General features: G+C 53.6%; 16 protein-coding genes. 8 read left to right on the top strand and 8 right to left on the bottom strand.

The features are described from left to right. Positions 1-5: 5 nt before the first annotated feature. Genes rfaC through rfaD form a run of 3 tightly spaced genes read right to left on the bottom strand, consistent with a single transcriptional unit; the run spans position 6 to position 2,969 of the window. Positions 6-974 (bottom strand): lipopolysaccharide heptosyltransferase RfaC, encoded by a 969-nt coding sequence (gene rfaC / locus OGX66_RS04170; RefSeq protein WP_049002654.1) that lies wholly within the window; start codon positions 972-974, stop codon positions 6-8. Between the two features lie 3 nt (positions 975-977). Beyond that, positions 978-2,024 (bottom strand): ADP-heptose--LPS heptosyltransferase RfaF, encoded by a 1,047-nt coding sequence (gene rfaF / locus OGX66_RS04165; RefSeq protein WP_003837632.1) that lies wholly within the window; start codon positions 2,022-2,024, stop codon positions 978-980. A 12-nt stretch (positions 2,025-2,036) separates the two neighbouring features. Further along, positions 2,037-2,969 (bottom strand): ADP-glyceromanno-heptose 6-epimerase, encoded by a 933-nt coding sequence (gene rfaD / locus OGX66_RS04160; protein WP_003827312.1) that lies wholly within the window; start codon positions 2,967-2,969, stop codon positions 2,037-2,039. A 215-nt stretch (positions 2,970-3,184) separates the two neighbouring features. Between rfaD and kbl the strand changes: the two genes are divergently transcribed. The 3 genes from kbl (at position 3,185) to OGX66_RS04145 (ending at position 6,646) form a co-directional block, all read left to right on the top strand. Continuing rightward, a complete protein-coding gene (kbl, locus tag OGX66_RS04155) occupies positions 3,185-4,381 on the top strand; it encodes a glycine C-acetyltransferase (protein WP_003837635.1) in 1,197 nt (398 codons plus the stop codon). 9 nt (positions 4,382-4,390) lie between these two features. Continuing rightward, positions 4,391-5,416 carry an L-threonine 3-dehydrogenase gene (gene tdh / locus OGX66_RS04150; protein ID WP_003024132.1) on the top strand — a complete coding sequence of 342 codons (1,026 nt, stop codon included), beginning with the start codon at positions 4,391-4,393 and terminating at the stop codon, positions 5,414-5,416. 192 nt (positions 5,417-5,608) lie between these two features. After that, positions 5,609-6,646, top strand: coding sequence for a glycosyltransferase (locus OGX66_RS04145; protein ID WP_003844540.1), 1,038 nt, complete (start codon positions 5,609-5,611; stop codon positions 6,644-6,646). On the opposite strand, the gene OGX66_RS04140 is transcribed toward OGX66_RS04145, so the two are convergent. The 3 genes from OGX66_RS04140 to gpmM are packed head-to-tail and all read right to left on the bottom strand — an operon-like array spanning position 6,647 to position 10,423. Further along, positions 6,647-7,582, bottom strand: a complete 936-nt coding sequence (locus tag OGX66_RS04140; RefSeq protein ID WP_048217053.1) for a divergent polysaccharide deacetylase family protein — start codon at positions 7,580-7,582, stop codon at positions 6,647-6,649. Between the two features lie 3 nt (positions 7,583-7,585). Next, entirely contained in the window at positions 7,586-8,845 is a 1,260-nt protein-coding gene (gene envC, locus OGX66_RS04135) for a murein hydrolase activator EnvC (RefSeq protein WP_270934379.1), read from the bottom strand. A 33-nt stretch (positions 8,846-8,878) separates the two neighbouring features. Continuing rightward, positions 8,879-10,423 carry a 2,3-bisphosphoglycerate-independent phosphoglycerate mutase gene (gene gpmM / locus OGX66_RS04130; protein WP_032950516.1) on the bottom strand — a complete coding sequence of 515 codons (1,545 nt, stop codon included), beginning with the start codon at positions 10,421-10,423 and terminating at the stop codon, positions 8,879-8,881. A 249-nt stretch (positions 10,424-10,672) separates the two neighbouring features. Here gpmM and OGX66_RS04125 point away from each other — a divergent pair, with 249 nt between their 5' ends. The 5 genes from OGX66_RS04125 to cysE all read left to right on the top strand — a co-directional run bounded on the left by OGX66_RS04125 (position 10,673) and on the right by cysE (position 13,841). After that, positions 10,673-11,104 carry a rhodanese-like domain-containing protein gene (locus OGX66_RS04125; protein WP_003024148.1) on the top strand — a complete coding sequence of 144 codons (432 nt, stop codon included), beginning with the start codon at positions 10,673-10,675 and terminating at the stop codon, positions 11,102-11,104. A 52-nt stretch (positions 11,105-11,156) separates the two neighbouring features. Further along, complete coding sequence (grxC, locus tag OGX66_RS04120; RefSeq protein WP_003024152.1) at positions 11,157-11,408, top strand: glutaredoxin 3; 252 nt, start codon at positions 11,157-11,159, stop codon at positions 11,406-11,408. A 46-nt stretch (positions 11,409-11,454) separates the two neighbouring features. After that, a complete protein-coding gene (gene secB, locus OGX66_RS04115; RefSeq protein WP_003024155.1) occupies positions 11,455-11,922 on the top strand; it encodes a protein-export chaperone SecB in 468 nt (155 codons plus the stop codon). Then, a complete protein-coding gene (gpsA, locus tag OGX66_RS04110; RefSeq protein WP_003844543.1) occupies positions 11,922-12,941 on the top strand; it encodes an NAD(P)H-dependent glycerol-3-phosphate dehydrogenase in 1,020 nt (339 codons plus the stop codon). The genes secB and gpsA overlap by 1 nt, the downstream gene beginning before the upstream one ends. Positions 12,942-13,019: 78 nt before the next feature. Next, positions 13,020-13,841, top strand: a complete 822-nt coding sequence (gene cysE, locus OGX66_RS04105; protein ID WP_003024160.1) for a serine O-acetyltransferase — start codon at positions 13,020-13,022, stop codon at positions 13,839-13,841. 86 nt (positions 13,842-13,927) lie between these two features. Here the strand turns inward: cysE and trmL are convergent, their stop codons facing one another. Continuing rightward, the gene (gene trmL / locus OGX66_RS04100) at positions 13,928-14,401 is read right to left on the bottom strand and encodes a tRNA (uridine(34)/cytosine(34)/5-carboxymethylaminomethyluridine(34)-2'-O)-methyltransferase TrmL (RefSeq protein ID WP_003837643.1); all 474 of its coding nucleotides are present in this window, start codon (positions 14,399-14,401) and stop codon (positions 13,928-13,930) included. Positions 14,402-14,447: 46 nt separating this feature from the next. After that, the gene (locus OGX66_RS04095; RefSeq protein WP_088902956.1) at positions 14,448-15,788 is read right to left on the bottom strand and encodes an MFS transporter; all 1,341 of its coding nucleotides are present in this window, start codon (positions 15,786-15,788) and stop codon (positions 14,448-14,450) included. Between the last annotated feature and the right edge of the window lie 110 nt (positions 15,789-15,898).

Raw genomic sequence — 15,898 nt, 5'->3', positions numbered from 1 at the left:
TAAAGTTAAAGCAAATTATTATCAATTAGCGATACGTTGACTAAGCTTGCGTCCAGATCCTGCAATTTTCCGGAATGGCTCTGCTGTGTGTATTGATTCTTCCCATATCCACCAATCAATCCCGGGTCTGTCGGGCCATACAACGTAATATTGGGGCGATCCAAGGCGGCGGTTAAATGGCTGAGACCTGTATCAACCGACACCACAAACTTTGCCCCCGCCAGAATGCGCGCAACCTCTTCCAGACTCATTCGCGGCAGGACATCAACGTAGGGAAAACCTTCCGCCAGCCTTTTGGCGCGCTCTTCTTCATGAGGGGCGCCCCAGGGGAGTTTAATACGGATGCCCGTATTATTTAACAGCTCAATCAGCTCCCGCCAGTTGGCTTCTGGCCAGTGCTTATCATCACGTGTTGTGGCATGCAGAAATACAGCATAATGGCCTGTATCAGCATTACATTCATTCACAAAATGCTGAGCGATAGCGTAATCACCCTGCGACTGCGGTTTGGCATATCCCAGACTTTTGGCGAACAATTCACGCGTACGTTCTACCGCATGCTGCTGTTTAGCAATGTGATGCTTGCGATTATAAAACAGGCTAGCCAGCGGCTCGCGGGCCGTACTCCAGTCCATACCATGCTTGACGCCACGTGCCAGACGCGTCACCAACGCCGCACTTTTAACCAGACCCTGCGCATCAATTATCGCGTCATACTGCTGCAAACGTACCGCATCGCGAAACGCTTTACGCTCGGCTTTAATCGGCGCTGAAAACCAGGCTTTACGCCAGCGGCGAATCGCCACTGGGATGACCCGGTCAACGGCTGCATGCCAGGAAGGGATCTGCGCGAATCCTTCTTCCACCACCCAATCAAATTGAATACCCGGAATAGCCTGCTGCGCATCGGTTAATGCGGGCAACGTATGCAGTACATCGCCCATAGACGACGTTTTAACGATCAGAACCCGCATCCGTCAGGCTTCCTCTTGTAACAACAGGTCGTTGAGTTCTTCCAGTACACGCTGGGGTGTGATGTCAATCAGGCTTTGGTGATAGCCTTCTGCCGCATCGCCCTTGCGCACTTTGTGATAGCCCGTAATCAGACGAATGACCCGCGCTTTGTGCGACAACGGCGGGGTAAAGTCCGGACTACTTGGGCCATACAATGCTACCAGAGGTCGATTCAACGCTGCGGCAACGTGCATTAATCCAGAGTCGTTGGTGACGACCGCTTTGCAGGCGGCGAGCAGAATAACGGCCTGCTCCAGCTGCGTTTCGCCCGCCAGATTACGACACCAGGCCTGCTGCTCAACGCTTAACGTTGCCAGGATTTCATTTCCGGCTTCATGATCTTTTGCCGAGCCAAACAGCACAATCTGATGACCTTCGTCGATCAGCTGTTTTGCCAGTTCAGCATAATGGTAGTGTGGCCAGCGTTTCGCCGGACCAAATTCCGCACCCGGGCAAAAACCGATGATGGGGCGTTCGGCAGAAAGGGAGAACTGGCTACAGGTCAGAGACTTTTCACCTTCGCTGACCTGCAACTGTGGCCACAGCAGAGGTTGCGGCAAATCTTTAGCCGACAGCATCACGCCTTTATCGTAGGCCAGGGCCACATAGCGTTCGACCATCAGCGGCCATGCGTCTTTATCCAGCACGCGCGCATCGTTGAGCAGGCCGTAGCGCATTTCACCACGCCAACCGGTACGATGCGGAATACCTGCAAAAAAGGGCACCAACGCGGATTTAAACGAGTTAGGCAGCACATAAGCGCGGTCATAGCGCTTCTCACGCAGGCTATGACCGAGCTTACGCCGTTCACCAATTTCCAGAGCGCCATGCCCAAGCGGCATCGCGATCGCTTCATTGACTTCCGGCATCCGCGATAACAGCGGACGGCACCATGCAGGTGCCATCACGTCGATTATCGCCTGGGGATAGCGCGCCTTGAGCGTGCGATAGAGACTTTGCGACATCATCATGTCGCCCACCCAAGACGGGCCAACCACCAGAATCCTCATAGATTGCCTGCCTTATGCGTCGCGGTTCAGCCAGGCCATATATTCCGTTACGCCTTCAGCAACGGTCTTAAACGGCTTGTCATAGCCCGCGGCGCGCAGGTTGGTCAGGTCTGCCTGAGTAAACGCCTGGTAGCGGCCTTTCAGTTTTTCCGGGAATGGAATGTACTCAATGCTGCCTTTTTTGTGGTACGCCAGCGTTGCGTCAGCAACGGCCTGGAAAGATTCCGCACGACCAGTACCGAGGTTAAAGATGCCGGATACCCCGTTTTCCAGGAACCACAGGTTCACTGCAGCCACATCGCCAACGTAAACGAAATCACGTTTGAAGTTTTCGCTGCCTTCGAACAGTTTTGGTGTTTCGCCATTGTTAAGCTGAGTATTGAGGTGGAAAGCGACGCTCGCCATGCTGCCTTTATGGCCTTCACGCGGTCCGTAGACGTTGAAATAGCGGAAGCCAACAATCTGAGAGTTGGCTTCCGGCAGGATCTGACGCACGTACTCGTCGAACAGGAATTTTGAGTAGCCATAGACGTTCAGCGGTTTCTCATATTCACGGGATTCGATGAAATCAGAAGTGCGACCGCCATAGGTGGCGGCAGAGGACGCGTACAGGAACGGGATTTCACGCTCCAGGCAGTAGTGCAGCAGCTCTTTAGAGTATTGATAGTTGTTGTCCATCATATACTTGCCGTCCCACTCGGTGGTGGAAGAGCATGCGCCTTCGTGGAAAATAGCTTCGATATCGCCGAAATCTTCCCCGGCCATAATCTGGATCAGGAAGTCTTCCTTGTCCATGTAGTCAGCAATATTCAGATCCACCAAGTTAACGAACTTGGTGCCGTCTTTCAGGTTGTCCACCACCAGGATGTCGGTGATGCCTTTATCATTCAGGGACTTAACGATGTTGCTGCCGATAAAGCCCGCGCCGCCGGTAACGATGATCATAAATGTAACCTTCGAATTATGGAGTCAGAGACAATCTCAGACACGAATACTTTCTATCATATCACTACATGGCTCAGGCTTCAGCCATTCACCGATAAGCCGTGCGGGTACACGTGATTTATGCTTCATTTTGAAGAAGTGATGATGCGTCATCTCGTATCAACGTATAGCTTTGGGTAATATGTGCTGAAATTTGCCCAGTCTGGAGAATTGAAATGCGTGGGGATTTTTACAAACAGTTAACCAACGATCTCGACACCGCACGTGCGGAAGGATTGTTTAAAGAAGAGCGCATTATTACATCTGCCCAGCAGGCGGATATCACCGTGGCGGACGGAAGCCACGTTATTAACTTTTGTGCGAACAACTATCTGGGACTGGCTAATCATCCGGAACTGATTGCAGCAGCAAAAGCGGGTATGGATTCTCACGGATTTGGTATGGCTTCGGTTCGCTTTATTTGCGGTACCCAGGATAGCCATAAGCAACTGGAGCAAAAACTGGCGGCATTCCTCGGTATGGAAGATGCCATCCTTTACTCTTCCTGCTTCGACGCCAATGGCGGCCTGTTTGAAACGCTGCTGGGCGCAGAAGACGCAATTATTTCCGATGCCCTGAACCACGCTTCTATCATAGATGGCGTTCGTCTGTGTAAAGCAAAACGTTTCCGTTACGCCAACAACGATATGGTGGAACTGGAAGCTCGCCTGAAAGAAGCACGTGAAGCGGGCGCTCGTCATATCCTGATCGCCACTGATGGCGTGTTCTCTATGGATGGTGTGATCGCTAACCTGAAAGGCGTTTGCGATCTGGCGGATAAATACGACGCGCTGGTCATGGTTGATGATTCCCATGCCGTCGGTTTTGTCGGCGAAAATGGTCGTGGCTCCCATGAATACTGTGACGTGATGGGTCGCGTGGACATCATCACCGGTACGCTGGGTAAAGCACTCGGCGGCGCATCCGGTGGTTACACCGCAGCGCGTAAAGAAGTTGTTGAGTGGCTGCGTCAGCGTTCCCGTCCTTATCTGTTCTCCAACTCACTGGCGCCAGCGATTGTTGCGGCCTCCATTAAAGTGCTGGAAATGGTTGAAGCAGGCAGCGACCTGCGCGACCGCCTGTGGGCGAACGCACGTCAGTTCCGCGAGCAAATGTCTGCCGCAGGCTTTACTTTAGCCGGTGCCGATCACGCGATTATCCCGGTGATGTTGGGTGATGCAGTGATCGCGCAGGACTTTGCTCGTGAACTGCAAAAAGAGGGGATTTACGTTACCGGATTCTTCTATCCGGTGGTTCCAAAAGGCCAGGCGCGTATCCGTACCCAGATGTCTGCGGCGCATACCCCTGAGCAGATTACGCGTGCTGTTGAGGCGTTCACACGCATTGGTAAACAACTGGGCGTTATTGCCTGAGGATGTGAAATGAAAGCGTTATCCAAACTGAAAGCGGAAGAGGGCATTTGGATGACTGACGTTCCTGAACCGGAAGTCGGTCATAACGATTTGCTGATTAAAATCCGTAAAACAGCCATCTGCGGGACTGACGTTCACATTTATAACTGGGATGAATGGTCGCAAAAAACCATCCCAGTACCGATGGTCGTTGGGCATGAATATGTCGGCGAAGTTGTTGGCATCGGTCAGGAAGTTAAAGGCTTTAAAATCGGCGATCGCGTTTCAGGCGAAGGTCATATCACCTGCGGACATTGCCGTAACTGCCGCGGTGGACGTACTCACCTGTGCCGCAATACGACCGGTGTCGGTGTAAACCGTCCGGGCTGCTTTGCGGAGTACCTGGTGATCCCGGCATTTAACGCATTTAAAATCCCGGACAATATCTCCGACGACCTGGCGTCTATCTTCGATCCGTTCGGTAATGCAGTGCACACGGCGCTGTCGTTCGATCTGGTTGGGGAAGATGTACTGGTGTCCGGTGCGGGTCCAATCGGTATTATGGCGGCGGCGGTCGCGAAGCACGTTGGCGCACGCCACGTGGTGATCACCGACGTTAATGAGTATCGCCTTGAGCTGGCGCGCAAAATGGGTATCACCCGCGCGGTCAACGTGTCGAAAGAGAATCTGACCGACGTGATGGCTGAACTGGGTATGACCGAAGGGTTTGATGTGGGCCTGGAGATGTCCGGGGCGCCGCCAGCGTTTCGCGCTATGCTGGACACCATGAATCACGGTGGCCGTATTGCTATGCTGGGTATTCCGCCATCTGATATGTCCATCGACTGGACGAAAGTTATCTTTAAAGGACTGTTTATTAAAGGTATCTACGGTCGTGAGATGTTTGAGACATGGTACAAAATGGCTGCACTGATCCAGTCTGGTCTGGATTTGTCGCCGATCATCACCCATCGATTCTCCATCGATGAATTCCAGCAGGGCTTTGACGCGATGCGTTCAGGCCAGTCAGGGAAAGTGATCCTGAGCTGGGATTAACCGTATCCACCCTGTGGATTCTGTGTGTTGTCCCCGGATGTTGATTATCATTAATCATCCGGGGCGTTTTTTGCCTGCACAATCTCCCCCGCCCGGCGCATTTTCCGCTAAAGAATTAATAATTTTTTCTGAAAATCTACCGCTTAATATGCTAAAAAGTGCCGATTACTCTATTGTCTGGCTGGATTTGATATGACCTATATCCCTGGTCTCCTGAGCGTCATTATGCCGCTTTACAACACGGGTGAACCGTTCATTGCGTGTATGGATTCGCTGATTGCGCAAACCTGGAAGAACCTGGAGATCATCATTGTTAATGATGGCTCTACGGATAACTCTGCGGAGCTTGCTCAGTCTTATGCGGATCGTTATCCGCACGTTCATCTGCTGCACCAGCGCAATGGGGGCGTTTCGGCGGCGCGCAATACCGGGATGAAAGTCGCCAGGGGGGAGTACATCGCGTACGTAGACGGCGATGATATTGCCTATCCGGAAATGTATGAAACGCTGATGACTATGGCGCTGAAAGACAACCTGGATGTTGCGCAGTGCAACGCTGATTGGTGTATTGCGGAAACCGGCCACACCTGGGCATCCATTCCTACCGATCGTATTCGTTCTACCGGCGTGATGACCGGGCCAGACTGGTTACGCAAAGCGTTAGCCAGCCGCCGTTGGCGACACGTTGTCTGGATGGGCGTTTATCGTCATCAGACTATCCGCGACGCGGGGCTGACCTTCCTGTCTGGCCTGCATCACCAGGATATTATCTGGACGACGGAGTTTATGTTTAATGCGAAGCGCGCGCGTTACACGGAAATCCCTCTGTATAAATACTTCCTGCACGGCGCATCTGTTAGCCGTCTGCCGCGCACCGGGCTGAAAAATCTCGCTTACCAGCGCCACTACATCAAAATTACCCGTCTGCTGGATAAGATGAATCACGACTACGCCGGGCGTATTCCCATTTACCCGGAATTCAAACAGCAGGTGATTTACGAAGCGCTACGCGTTTGTCATTGCATCCGTAAAGAACCGGACGAGAAAATCCGCCAGCGCATGATTGCTGAAGTATTCGTGTCAGGTATGTTCAAGCGTATGGTAAGCAATATTTGCAGCGTTAAGCTGGGTTATCAGGTGCTGTTGTGGGCCATCCGCTTTAGCCAGTGGCGCGATAAAGCACTGACGCCGCGCCGCCTGGCTCATTTAACGCTGGATAGCAAAGACTGATTATTGCCAGCCCTGCCACTGCAGGCGCATATACTGCACCAGCGTGCTTTGGGTAATGCTTTCGCCGAGCACGCTGAAGAAGCGGCTGGCGTACACCGGCTCTAACGGCTGCTTCGGTTTGCATAATTTCACCCCGCGGAAAGGATTACGCGGCGCATCAGGTATACCGTTCTTCGGTGGCGTGAGGTTTGGTCTGGAGGTATCCACCTGCGGTTCATTGAGCAGGCTGCTTGGGCGAACCAACGTGATGTCGGCTGGCAGGCTATACAGCATCTGCTGCAGGACACGAACCGTAGACGGGTGAGGATGGCCAATGGCGATTGCGGAACCGTTGCGGCGCGCCAGCTCGACGGCACGATTAAACTGACGGCGAATATCGGCTTCGTTTTGCGTGTCATCCAGGAAGACTTTGCGTTTGATGACTTTCACACCGGTCCCTGACGCTGCGCGCATTGCCTGGCTGTTACCAATGGTCATGCTGTCCAGGAAGTAGAGATCGTATCGCTCCAGCGCCTGCATCACCTTCTGCATGCCAAACAGACTGGAGGTCATCGCGCTGCCCATATGGTTGTTCAGACCGACCGCATTCGGTACTTTGCTTACCGCGTCGCGAATAATTCGCTCAATCTCTTCGCTGCTCATTTCAGGGCGTAATGTATCTTTCTCTAACGGCTGCTTGCTCAGCGGCGCCATTGGCAGATGGATTAATACTTCATGCCCGCTGTTATGCGCTTTGATTGCCATTTCACGTGCATGTGGGGCGTTAGGCAGAACGGCAACGGAGATGGTAGAAGGCATCGCCAGTACCTGGTTTTCAGTGTGTGGGCGATAGCCGAAATCATCAATGACGATGGCGAGTTTGCCAGCAAAAACAGGTGTTGCGAAGGCCAGCAGGCTGGCGAGAGAGAGTAGTAGACGACGAAATTGTTGTGGCAAAACTTATCTTCCCAACCACGGCTGTGGATTGACCGCCTGACCCTGGCGACGAATTTCGAAATAGAGTGCCGGCCTGCCCTGACCGCCGCTGCTACCCACTAGTGCTATAGGCTGCCCGGCGCGAACCTGCGTACCGACGCTGACCAGTGCGCTCTGGTTATAACCGTACAGGCTCATATCGCCTTTACCGTGCTCAACGACGACCACCAGGCCATAGCCCTGCAACCAGTCCGCCAGAATGACGCGACCATCGGCAATGGCTTTAACTTCGGTGCCTTCGGATGCGCCAATAACCATACCCTTCCAACGTAGCTCACCCTGCAGCTGTTCGCCATAACGATGCAGTGTTGGGCCACGAACGGGCCAGAATGCCTGGCCGCGCGGCGAACCCAGGCCGCCGGTACGGGACATCAGTGATTTTTCGCTTTCGGTCGGCTTGTAGGTCGAGCCTTTTCGTGACGCATCCTTCTGCTTATCACGTACGGCCTGCGCCTCGCGCGCTTCACGTTCCGCGCGCGCTTTGGCCGCAGCTTCGGCGCGAGCAATGCTGTTGCGCAGACGGGATTCGTTAGCGCGCATTTCGCCCAGTTGCTGCTGGCCCTGTTGAATCGATGATTCCAGACTCGAAAGCGTTTTCTGGCGTTCGTTACGTGCCTGTTCCAGCTTAGCCTGCTGAGCGCGTTGTTCGTACAGCAGGGTCTGCTGTTCGCTCTGCTTATCTTCCAGCTCGGCTTTTTGCGAATCGACCTCTTCGCGCGTTTGTTTCAGCTGCGCGATAGTTTCTTGCCTCGCCTGGTTCAGATAGCCGAAATAGGCCTGCAGACGCTGTCCGCGCTGGCTTTCTTCGCCGCTAAGGATGAGCTGAATACCGGTGTGTTCACCCTGGCGAAACGCGGCGTCTAACTGGGCTGCCAGACTGCGCTCTTGCGCTGCCCGCTGCTTTTCCAGCTTCGCGAGCGCGGCGTTCATCTCAGCGATTTGTGCGTTCAGCTGTGCCAGTGAGTTCTGCGTTTCGCGTAACTGCCTTGCGGCAACGGCGATGGCTTGTTCCTGAGCTTTAAGCTGAGCGAGGAGAGTGGAACGTTGTTGTTGCTGTTGGCGTACCGCGCGTTCTTTTGCCGCGATATCGGCCTGAATAGATTTGAGCTGATCGCGTTCGTCCGCGTGGGCGGAAAAGGAGCACAGCAATACGCCAGCGCTAAGCGCGCTGGCGTAGAACAAGGGCCTGACTGAAAACTTACGCGGTTTCACGGCCCGAGTGATGGTATTAATCGCCTTTCCCCTCATGGGGAGGGATTATTCCACGATGAACAGCGGCTTACCAGTCATCTCTTGCGGGATTTCCATACCCATCAGCGTCAGCATCGTCGGGGCGATATCAGAAAGTTTGCCGCCTTCGACTGCTTTGACGTTCTTACCACCGACATAAATCAGCGGAACGGGCAGGTTGGTATGTGCAGTATGTGCCTGACCGGTGGACGGATCACGCATCTGCTCTGCGTTACCGTGGTCTGCGGTGATCAGCAACTGGCCGCCAACGGACTCAACCGCTTTAGTCACCTGCTCAACGCAGTGATCCAGCGCTTCAACCGCTTTAACCGCTGCTTCCATCACCCCGGTGTGACCAACCATGTCGCCGTTCGGGTAGTTACAAATGATGGTGTCGTATTTACCGCTCTCAATCGCTGCAACCAGCTTCTCAGTCAGTTCAGCAGAGCTCATTTCCGGCTGCAGATCGTAGGTCGCAACTTTCGGAGAGTTAATCAGGATGCGGTCTTCGCCTTTGAACGGCTCTTCTACGCCGCCGTTGAAGAAGAAGGTCACGTGCGCATATTTTTCAGTTTCGGAAATACGCAGCTGCGTTTTTTCGTTCTTCGCCATCCACTCACCAAAGGTGTTGGCCAGAGATGCTGGTGGGTAAGCAACCGCAGTTTTGATGTCTGCCGCGTATTCGGTCAGCATCACAAAGTTGAGGTTAACGACTTTCTTACGGGCGAAGCCGTCGAAATCAGCGTTAACAAACGCACGGGTGATTTCACGCGCACGGTCAGCACGGAAGTTCATGAAAATCAGCGTATCGCCATCTTCCATAGCAGCATCTGCCTGACCTTCGGCACGGATCACGGTGGCTTTAACGAATTCGTCGTTTTCGTCGCGGGCATAAGCAGCCTGCAGACCTTCAACCGCCGTAGCGAACTGGAACTCGCCCTTCGCCAGCGTCATCAGATCGTAAGCCTGTTCAACGCGATCCCAACGGTTGTCGCGGTCCATAGCGTAGTAACGACCGATGATGGACGCTACGCGGCCTTTGCCCAGCGCGGCAAATTTCTCTTCGAATTTCTGCAGTGAATGTTCAGCGCTGCGCGGCGGAGTATCACGACCATCAAGGAAAGCGTGCAGATAGATTTTATCAGCGCCGCGTTCAGCGGCCATTTCTACCATCGCCATGATGTGATCTTCGTGGCTGTGAACGCCGCCAGCAGAGAGCAGACCCATGATGTGTACCGCTTTTCCGGCATTTTTTGCCTGGTCGACCGCATCGGTCAGCACCGGGTTAGCGAAGAAAGTACGTTCTTTGATTTCAACGTCCAGACGGGTAAGGTCCTGATACACGATACGGCCCGCGCCCAGGTTGACGTGACCCACTTCGGAGTTGCCCATCTGGCGATCGGGCAGGCCGACTTCCAGACCGGACGCATCAATCAGGGTATGCGGACGTTTTGCCCACAGCGCATCCATTACCGGGGTTTTAGCACTAAAAATGGCGTTATCCTGGCTGTCTTCGCGATAGCCGTAGCCATCCAGAATCACCAGTACCATAGGTTTTTTAGAAACCGACATTGCGACAACCTCACACTCAAGAGATAAAAAATAATTGCGTAATTTTACTACAGCTGAATCGATAAAGTAGCCCCCGAAGATCAAATAATGGGGGATCGCGTGCCAGGGGGAACACCGATTTACATTTTTTTTTCCGTAGCGCCCCGCAAAAATGCAATCCAATGCACGCTCTGGCTGTATTTGCGCCAACGCGCAGGTATACTCCTTTCCTGGTTTTTTTAATCACTGAGTCGGGAGTTGTTACCCCCCATGCAAGAAATTATGCAATTTGTTAGTCGCCACCCTGTCTTGAGTATCGCCTGGATTGCGTTACTGGCGGCTGTATTATTTACCACGTTTAAGAGCCTGACCTCAAAAGTGAAGGTGATTACTCGCGGCGAAGCTACACGTCTCATCAACAAAGAAGACGCCGTTGTTGTGGATTTACGCCAGCGCGACGACTTCCGCAAAGGCCATATCGCAGGCTCCACTAACCTGCTGCCGAGCGAAATCAAAGCCAACAATTTTGGCGAACTTGAAAAACACAAAAACAAACCTGTGATTGTGGTTGATGGTTCAGGCATGCAGTGCCAGGATTCAGCAACTGCGCTGATTAAAGCCGGTTTTGAGCAAGTATCCGTACTGAAAGACGGCGTAGCGGGCTGGAGTGGTGAGAATCTGCCACTGGTTCGCGGCAAGTAATTTACCCATCTTCTTTCATGCCGCAGGGTAAAAAGAACACTGGAGATAAGTCATGGCCAATATTGAGATCTACACCAAAGCAACCTGCCCGTTTTGCCATCGCGCAAAAGCGCTGTTGAACAGCAAGGGTGTGAGTTTCCAGGAGCTTCCGATTGACGGCGATGCCGTAAAACGTGAAGAGATGATCAAGCGCAGTGGCCGTACGACGGTTCCGCAGATTTTTATTGATGCACAGCACATTGGCGGTTGTGACGACTTGTATGCGTTGGATGCGCGTGGTGGACTGGATCCCCTGCTGCGATAAGGCGTACTGAAAGTATTTAAAGGACAACACTAAGGGTTTTCTAAACATGTCAGAACAAAATAACACTGAAATGGCTTTCCAGATCCAACGTATCTATACCAAGGATGTGTCTTTCGAAGCGCCAAATGCACCGCATGTTTTCCAGAAAGATTGGCAGCCAGAGGTTAAACTTGATCTTGATACCGCATCTACCCAACTGGCAGATGACGTGTATGAAGTAGTGCTGCGTGTCACTGTAACGGCTTCTCTTGGTGAAGAAACTGCGTTCCTGTGCGAAGTTCAGCAGGGCGGTATTTTCTCCATCAGTGGTATCGAAGGGACTCAGATGGCGCATTGCCTGGGCGCATACTGCCCGAACATTCTGTTCCCGTATGCCCGCGAATGCATCACCAGCCTGGTTTCACGCGGTACGTTCCCGCAACTGAACCTTGCGCCGGTCAACTTTGATGCGCTGTTCATGAACTATTTACAGCAGCAGGCTGGCGAAGGTACTGAAGAACATCAGGATGCCTGATGAACCAAAGTAATGCTTCAATGACTGTGATTGGTGCCGGCTCGTACGGCACCGCTCTTGCCATCACCCTGGCAAGAAATGGCCATCAGGTTGTCCTGTGGGGCCATGATCCGAAACATATCGCGACCCTTGAGCACGATCGCTGCAACGTCGCGTTCCTTCCTGATGTGCCTTTTCCTGACACACTGCGCCTGGAAAGTGATTTAGCCACTGCGCTGGCCGCCAGTCGTAATATTCTGGTGGTGGTGCCGAGCCACGTCTTTGGCGAAGTGCTGCGAAACATCAAACCATTGATGCGTCCTGACGCACGACTGGTCTGGGCGACAAAAGGTCTGGAGGCGGAAACAGGGCGTCTGCTGCAGGACGTCGCGCGTGAAGCGCTGGGGGACTCAATTCCACTGGCGGTTATTTCCGGCCCGACGTTCGCCAAAGAGCTGGCTGCGGGCATGCCGACGGCGATTTCTCTGGCCTCGACGGACGATGCCTTTGCTGACGATCTCCAGCAGTTGCTGCACTGCGGCAAAAGCTTTCGCGTTTACAGCAACCCGGATTTCATTGGCGTGCAGCTTGGCGGCGCGGTGAAAAACGTCATTGCGATTGGTGCGGGGATGTCTGACGGCATCGGTTTTGGCGCGAATGCGCGTACCGCATTGATCACCCGTGGACTGACCGAAATGTCTCGCCTTGGCGCGGCGCTGGGTGCCGATCCTGCCACCTTTATGGGGATGGCGGGTTTAGGCGATCTGGTGCTGACCTGTACCGACAACCAGTCGCGTAACCGTCGTTTTGGCATGATGCTCGGCCAGGGTATGGACGTGCAGGGCGCGCAGGACAAGATTGGTCAGGTGGTTGAAGGCTACCGCAATACGAAAGAAGTTCGTGAATTGGCGCACCGTTTTGGTGTCGAGATGCCAATAACCGAGGAAATTTATCAAGTATTGTATTGCGGAAAAAACGCGCGCGAGGCAGCATTGACGTTATTAGGTCGTGCGCGCAAGGACGAGCGAAGCAGCCACTAGCCGTAAGGAACCGTTTCAATCTAACGACCCGACCCGCGAAGAACGGGTCGGTCGTTTTGCTACCTTCTGGAGTACGCAATGCCGTGTGAAGAACTGGATATCGTCTGGAAAAACATTAAAGCGGAAGCCCGGGCACTGGCGGAATGTGAGCCAATGTTGGCCAGTTTTTACCACGCAACGCTGCTCAAACATGAAAATCTCGGCAGTGCGCTAAGCTATATGCTGGCGAATAAACTTGCTTCTCCAATCATGCCCGCCATTGCGATTCGCGAAGTCGTGGAAGAGGCCTATGCCGCCGATCCTGAAATGATTGCCTCAGCGGCCTGTGATATTCAGGCGGTACGTACGCGTGACCCGGCTGTCGATAAATATTCCACCCCACTTCTGTACCTGAAGGGTTTTCATGCGCTTCAGGCCTACCGTATCGGTCACTGGCTGTGGCATCAGGGGCGTCAGGCGCTGGCGATCTTCCTGCAAAATCAGGTGTCCGTTACCTTCCAGGTAGACATTCATCCGGCGGCAAAAATTGGCCGTGGGATTATGCTCGATCACGCAACCGGCATTGTGGTCGGTGAAACGGCAGTGATTGAAAATGATGTCTCTATTCTGCAATCCGTCACGCTCGGCGGGACCGGTAAAGCCGGCGGCGATCGTCATCCGAAAATTCGTGAAGGTGTAATGATTGGCGCGGGGGCAAAAATTCTCGGCAACATTGAAGTCGGGCGCGGCGCGAAGATTGGCGCAGGTTCCGTGGTTTTACAACCGGTACCCCCACATACCACTGCGGCAGGCGTACCTGCACGCATCGTCGGTAAGCCTGACAGCGATAAACCGTCTATGGATATGGATCAGCATTTCAACGGGATTCATCATACTTTCGAATACGGTGATGGCATCTGATTTCGAGCTATGCCCGGCGGCGCAGTGCTTACCGGGCCTACAAATCTCGTGGGTCGGATAAGGCGTCAGCCGCCATCCGACAAAAATCAACTACGCAATACCGCGCCGGGATAACCTAACTGGCGCCAGGCCTCATACACCACCACCGACACTGCATTTGACAGGTTCATGCTGCGACTGTCCGGCATCATCGGAATTCGAATTTTTTGTTCGGCTGGCAGCGCGTCGAGGATGCTGGATGGCAGACCGCGAGTTTCAGGGCCAAACATCAGATAATCCCCATCCTGATAGCTTACTGCGCTATGCGCTGGCGTACCTTTGGTGGTCAGGGCAAACAGACGTTGCGGATTTTCTGCGGCGACGAAGCTGGCGTAATCAGGGTGGCGCAGCACTGCGGTAAACTCATGGTAATCCAGCCCCGCGCGACGCAGGCGCTTGTCGTCCCAGGTAAAGCCCATTGGCTCAACAATATGCAGACGAAAGCCGGTGTTGGCGCAAAGACGGATAATATTGCCGGTATTTGGCGGGATTTCTGGTTCGAATAAAACGATGTTAAGCATACTGCCCCCTTGATAACGGGGGGCAGAATAGCAGAAAGAGCGGGTACTATGCGACGGTCAGCGCGTGCGGTTTATAGCGTTGCAGTTTGTAAACCGTTGCGGCAGCCGCAACCAGCGCCGGAAGGCTGAGGAACATTAATATACTGTCTGCCTGCCATTGCAGGGAAAGCAACTGGGCGCTCATCATCGTTCCGGCTACGCCACCGAAGCGGCCCACGCCCTGCATCCAGGCAATGCCCGTCGCGCGGCAGTGGGTTGGATAAAACGTGGCGGCCAGCGTCTGCAGCCCGGACTGCGCGCCGTTCATGGTAATCCCCATCAGGAAGATCAGTGCGCCGAACAGGATGATATGGTTATGTTCAAACCCGAGAGCGAGGGCAAACAGCATCGTCAGAATAAAGCCAAGTGACACCACTTTATGTGCTTCCCAGCGATCCATTAACCAACCGGCCAGCAGGATCCCCGCAGTACCGCCGAAGGTAAACAGTGACGTCAGCCAGGCGGATTCAGCCAGCGGATAGCCCATTCCCAGCATCAGCGTTGGCATCCAGCTCAGCAGCACGTAATAGATAACCAATCCCATAAAGTAGGTCATCCAGAGCATCAGCGTGCCCGGCAGCCAGGGCATACTGAATAGCTGTGCCACGCTGCCTTTTTTGACCGTGACGCGGTCTTCATCCAGATAAAACTGGGTAACCTGTTCCAGACTTCCCGATATAAAGCGTTGAGCAATGCGTTTAACCTGTGCAACCCCTTTACCGCGGTGAACCAGATACTTCACCGACTCCGGCAGGAACAGCACCAACAATACGGTGAGGGCCAGCGGGGCGATCGCACCGGCAAGCAGGACGCTGTGCCAGCCGTAGTTGGGGATAAGCCAGGAGGAGATCACCCCGCCGCCTGCAGCCCCTAACGGAAAGCCGCAGTACATGGTGTTAATCGCCATTGAACGACAGCGTTTTGGTGCAAATTCTGACACCAGGGTGATGGCATTGGGCATTGCCGCGCCAAGACCCAGCCCGGTGAGAAAGCGCCAAAATGTGAGCATATTCAGCGTCTGGGCATAGGCAGTTCCCAGACTGGCGAGGCCAAAAAACAGACAGGAAAAGACCAGCACGCGTTTACGGCCCATACGATCGGAAATCGGACCGGCCAGCAGTGCACCAAATGACAGGCCCAATAGCGCGGCGCTTAACACCGGTCCGAGATCCTGTTTCTTGATGCCCCAGTCGGCTGAGAGCGTGGGCGCAATATAGCCCATCGCCGCCGTATCGAAGCCGTCGATGGCCAGGACCAGAAAACCCAGGACAATAATGACCCAGTGGAAGCGCGAAAAAGGACTGTCATCTATCGCCTGCTGGATATTCACTTTTCCGGAATAAGCCATGTTACCCTCGCCCGTTATGATGGTTGTTATCTGTATATTTCGCCCTTGTATTAGCTTGTATATACATCTGACAGGTGGATAAAAAGTTGTCAAATATATTGGTTATAAAT

The organism is Citrobacter sp. Cf072 (genome assembly GCF_030334485.1).
GTDB lineage: Bacteria > Pseudomonadota > Gammaproteobacteria > Enterobacterales > Enterobacteriaceae > Citrobacter > Citrobacter freundii.
The sequence above is the reverse complement of the archived record's forward strand: the minus strand, read 5'-3'. Positions and strand labels throughout refer to the sequence as shown.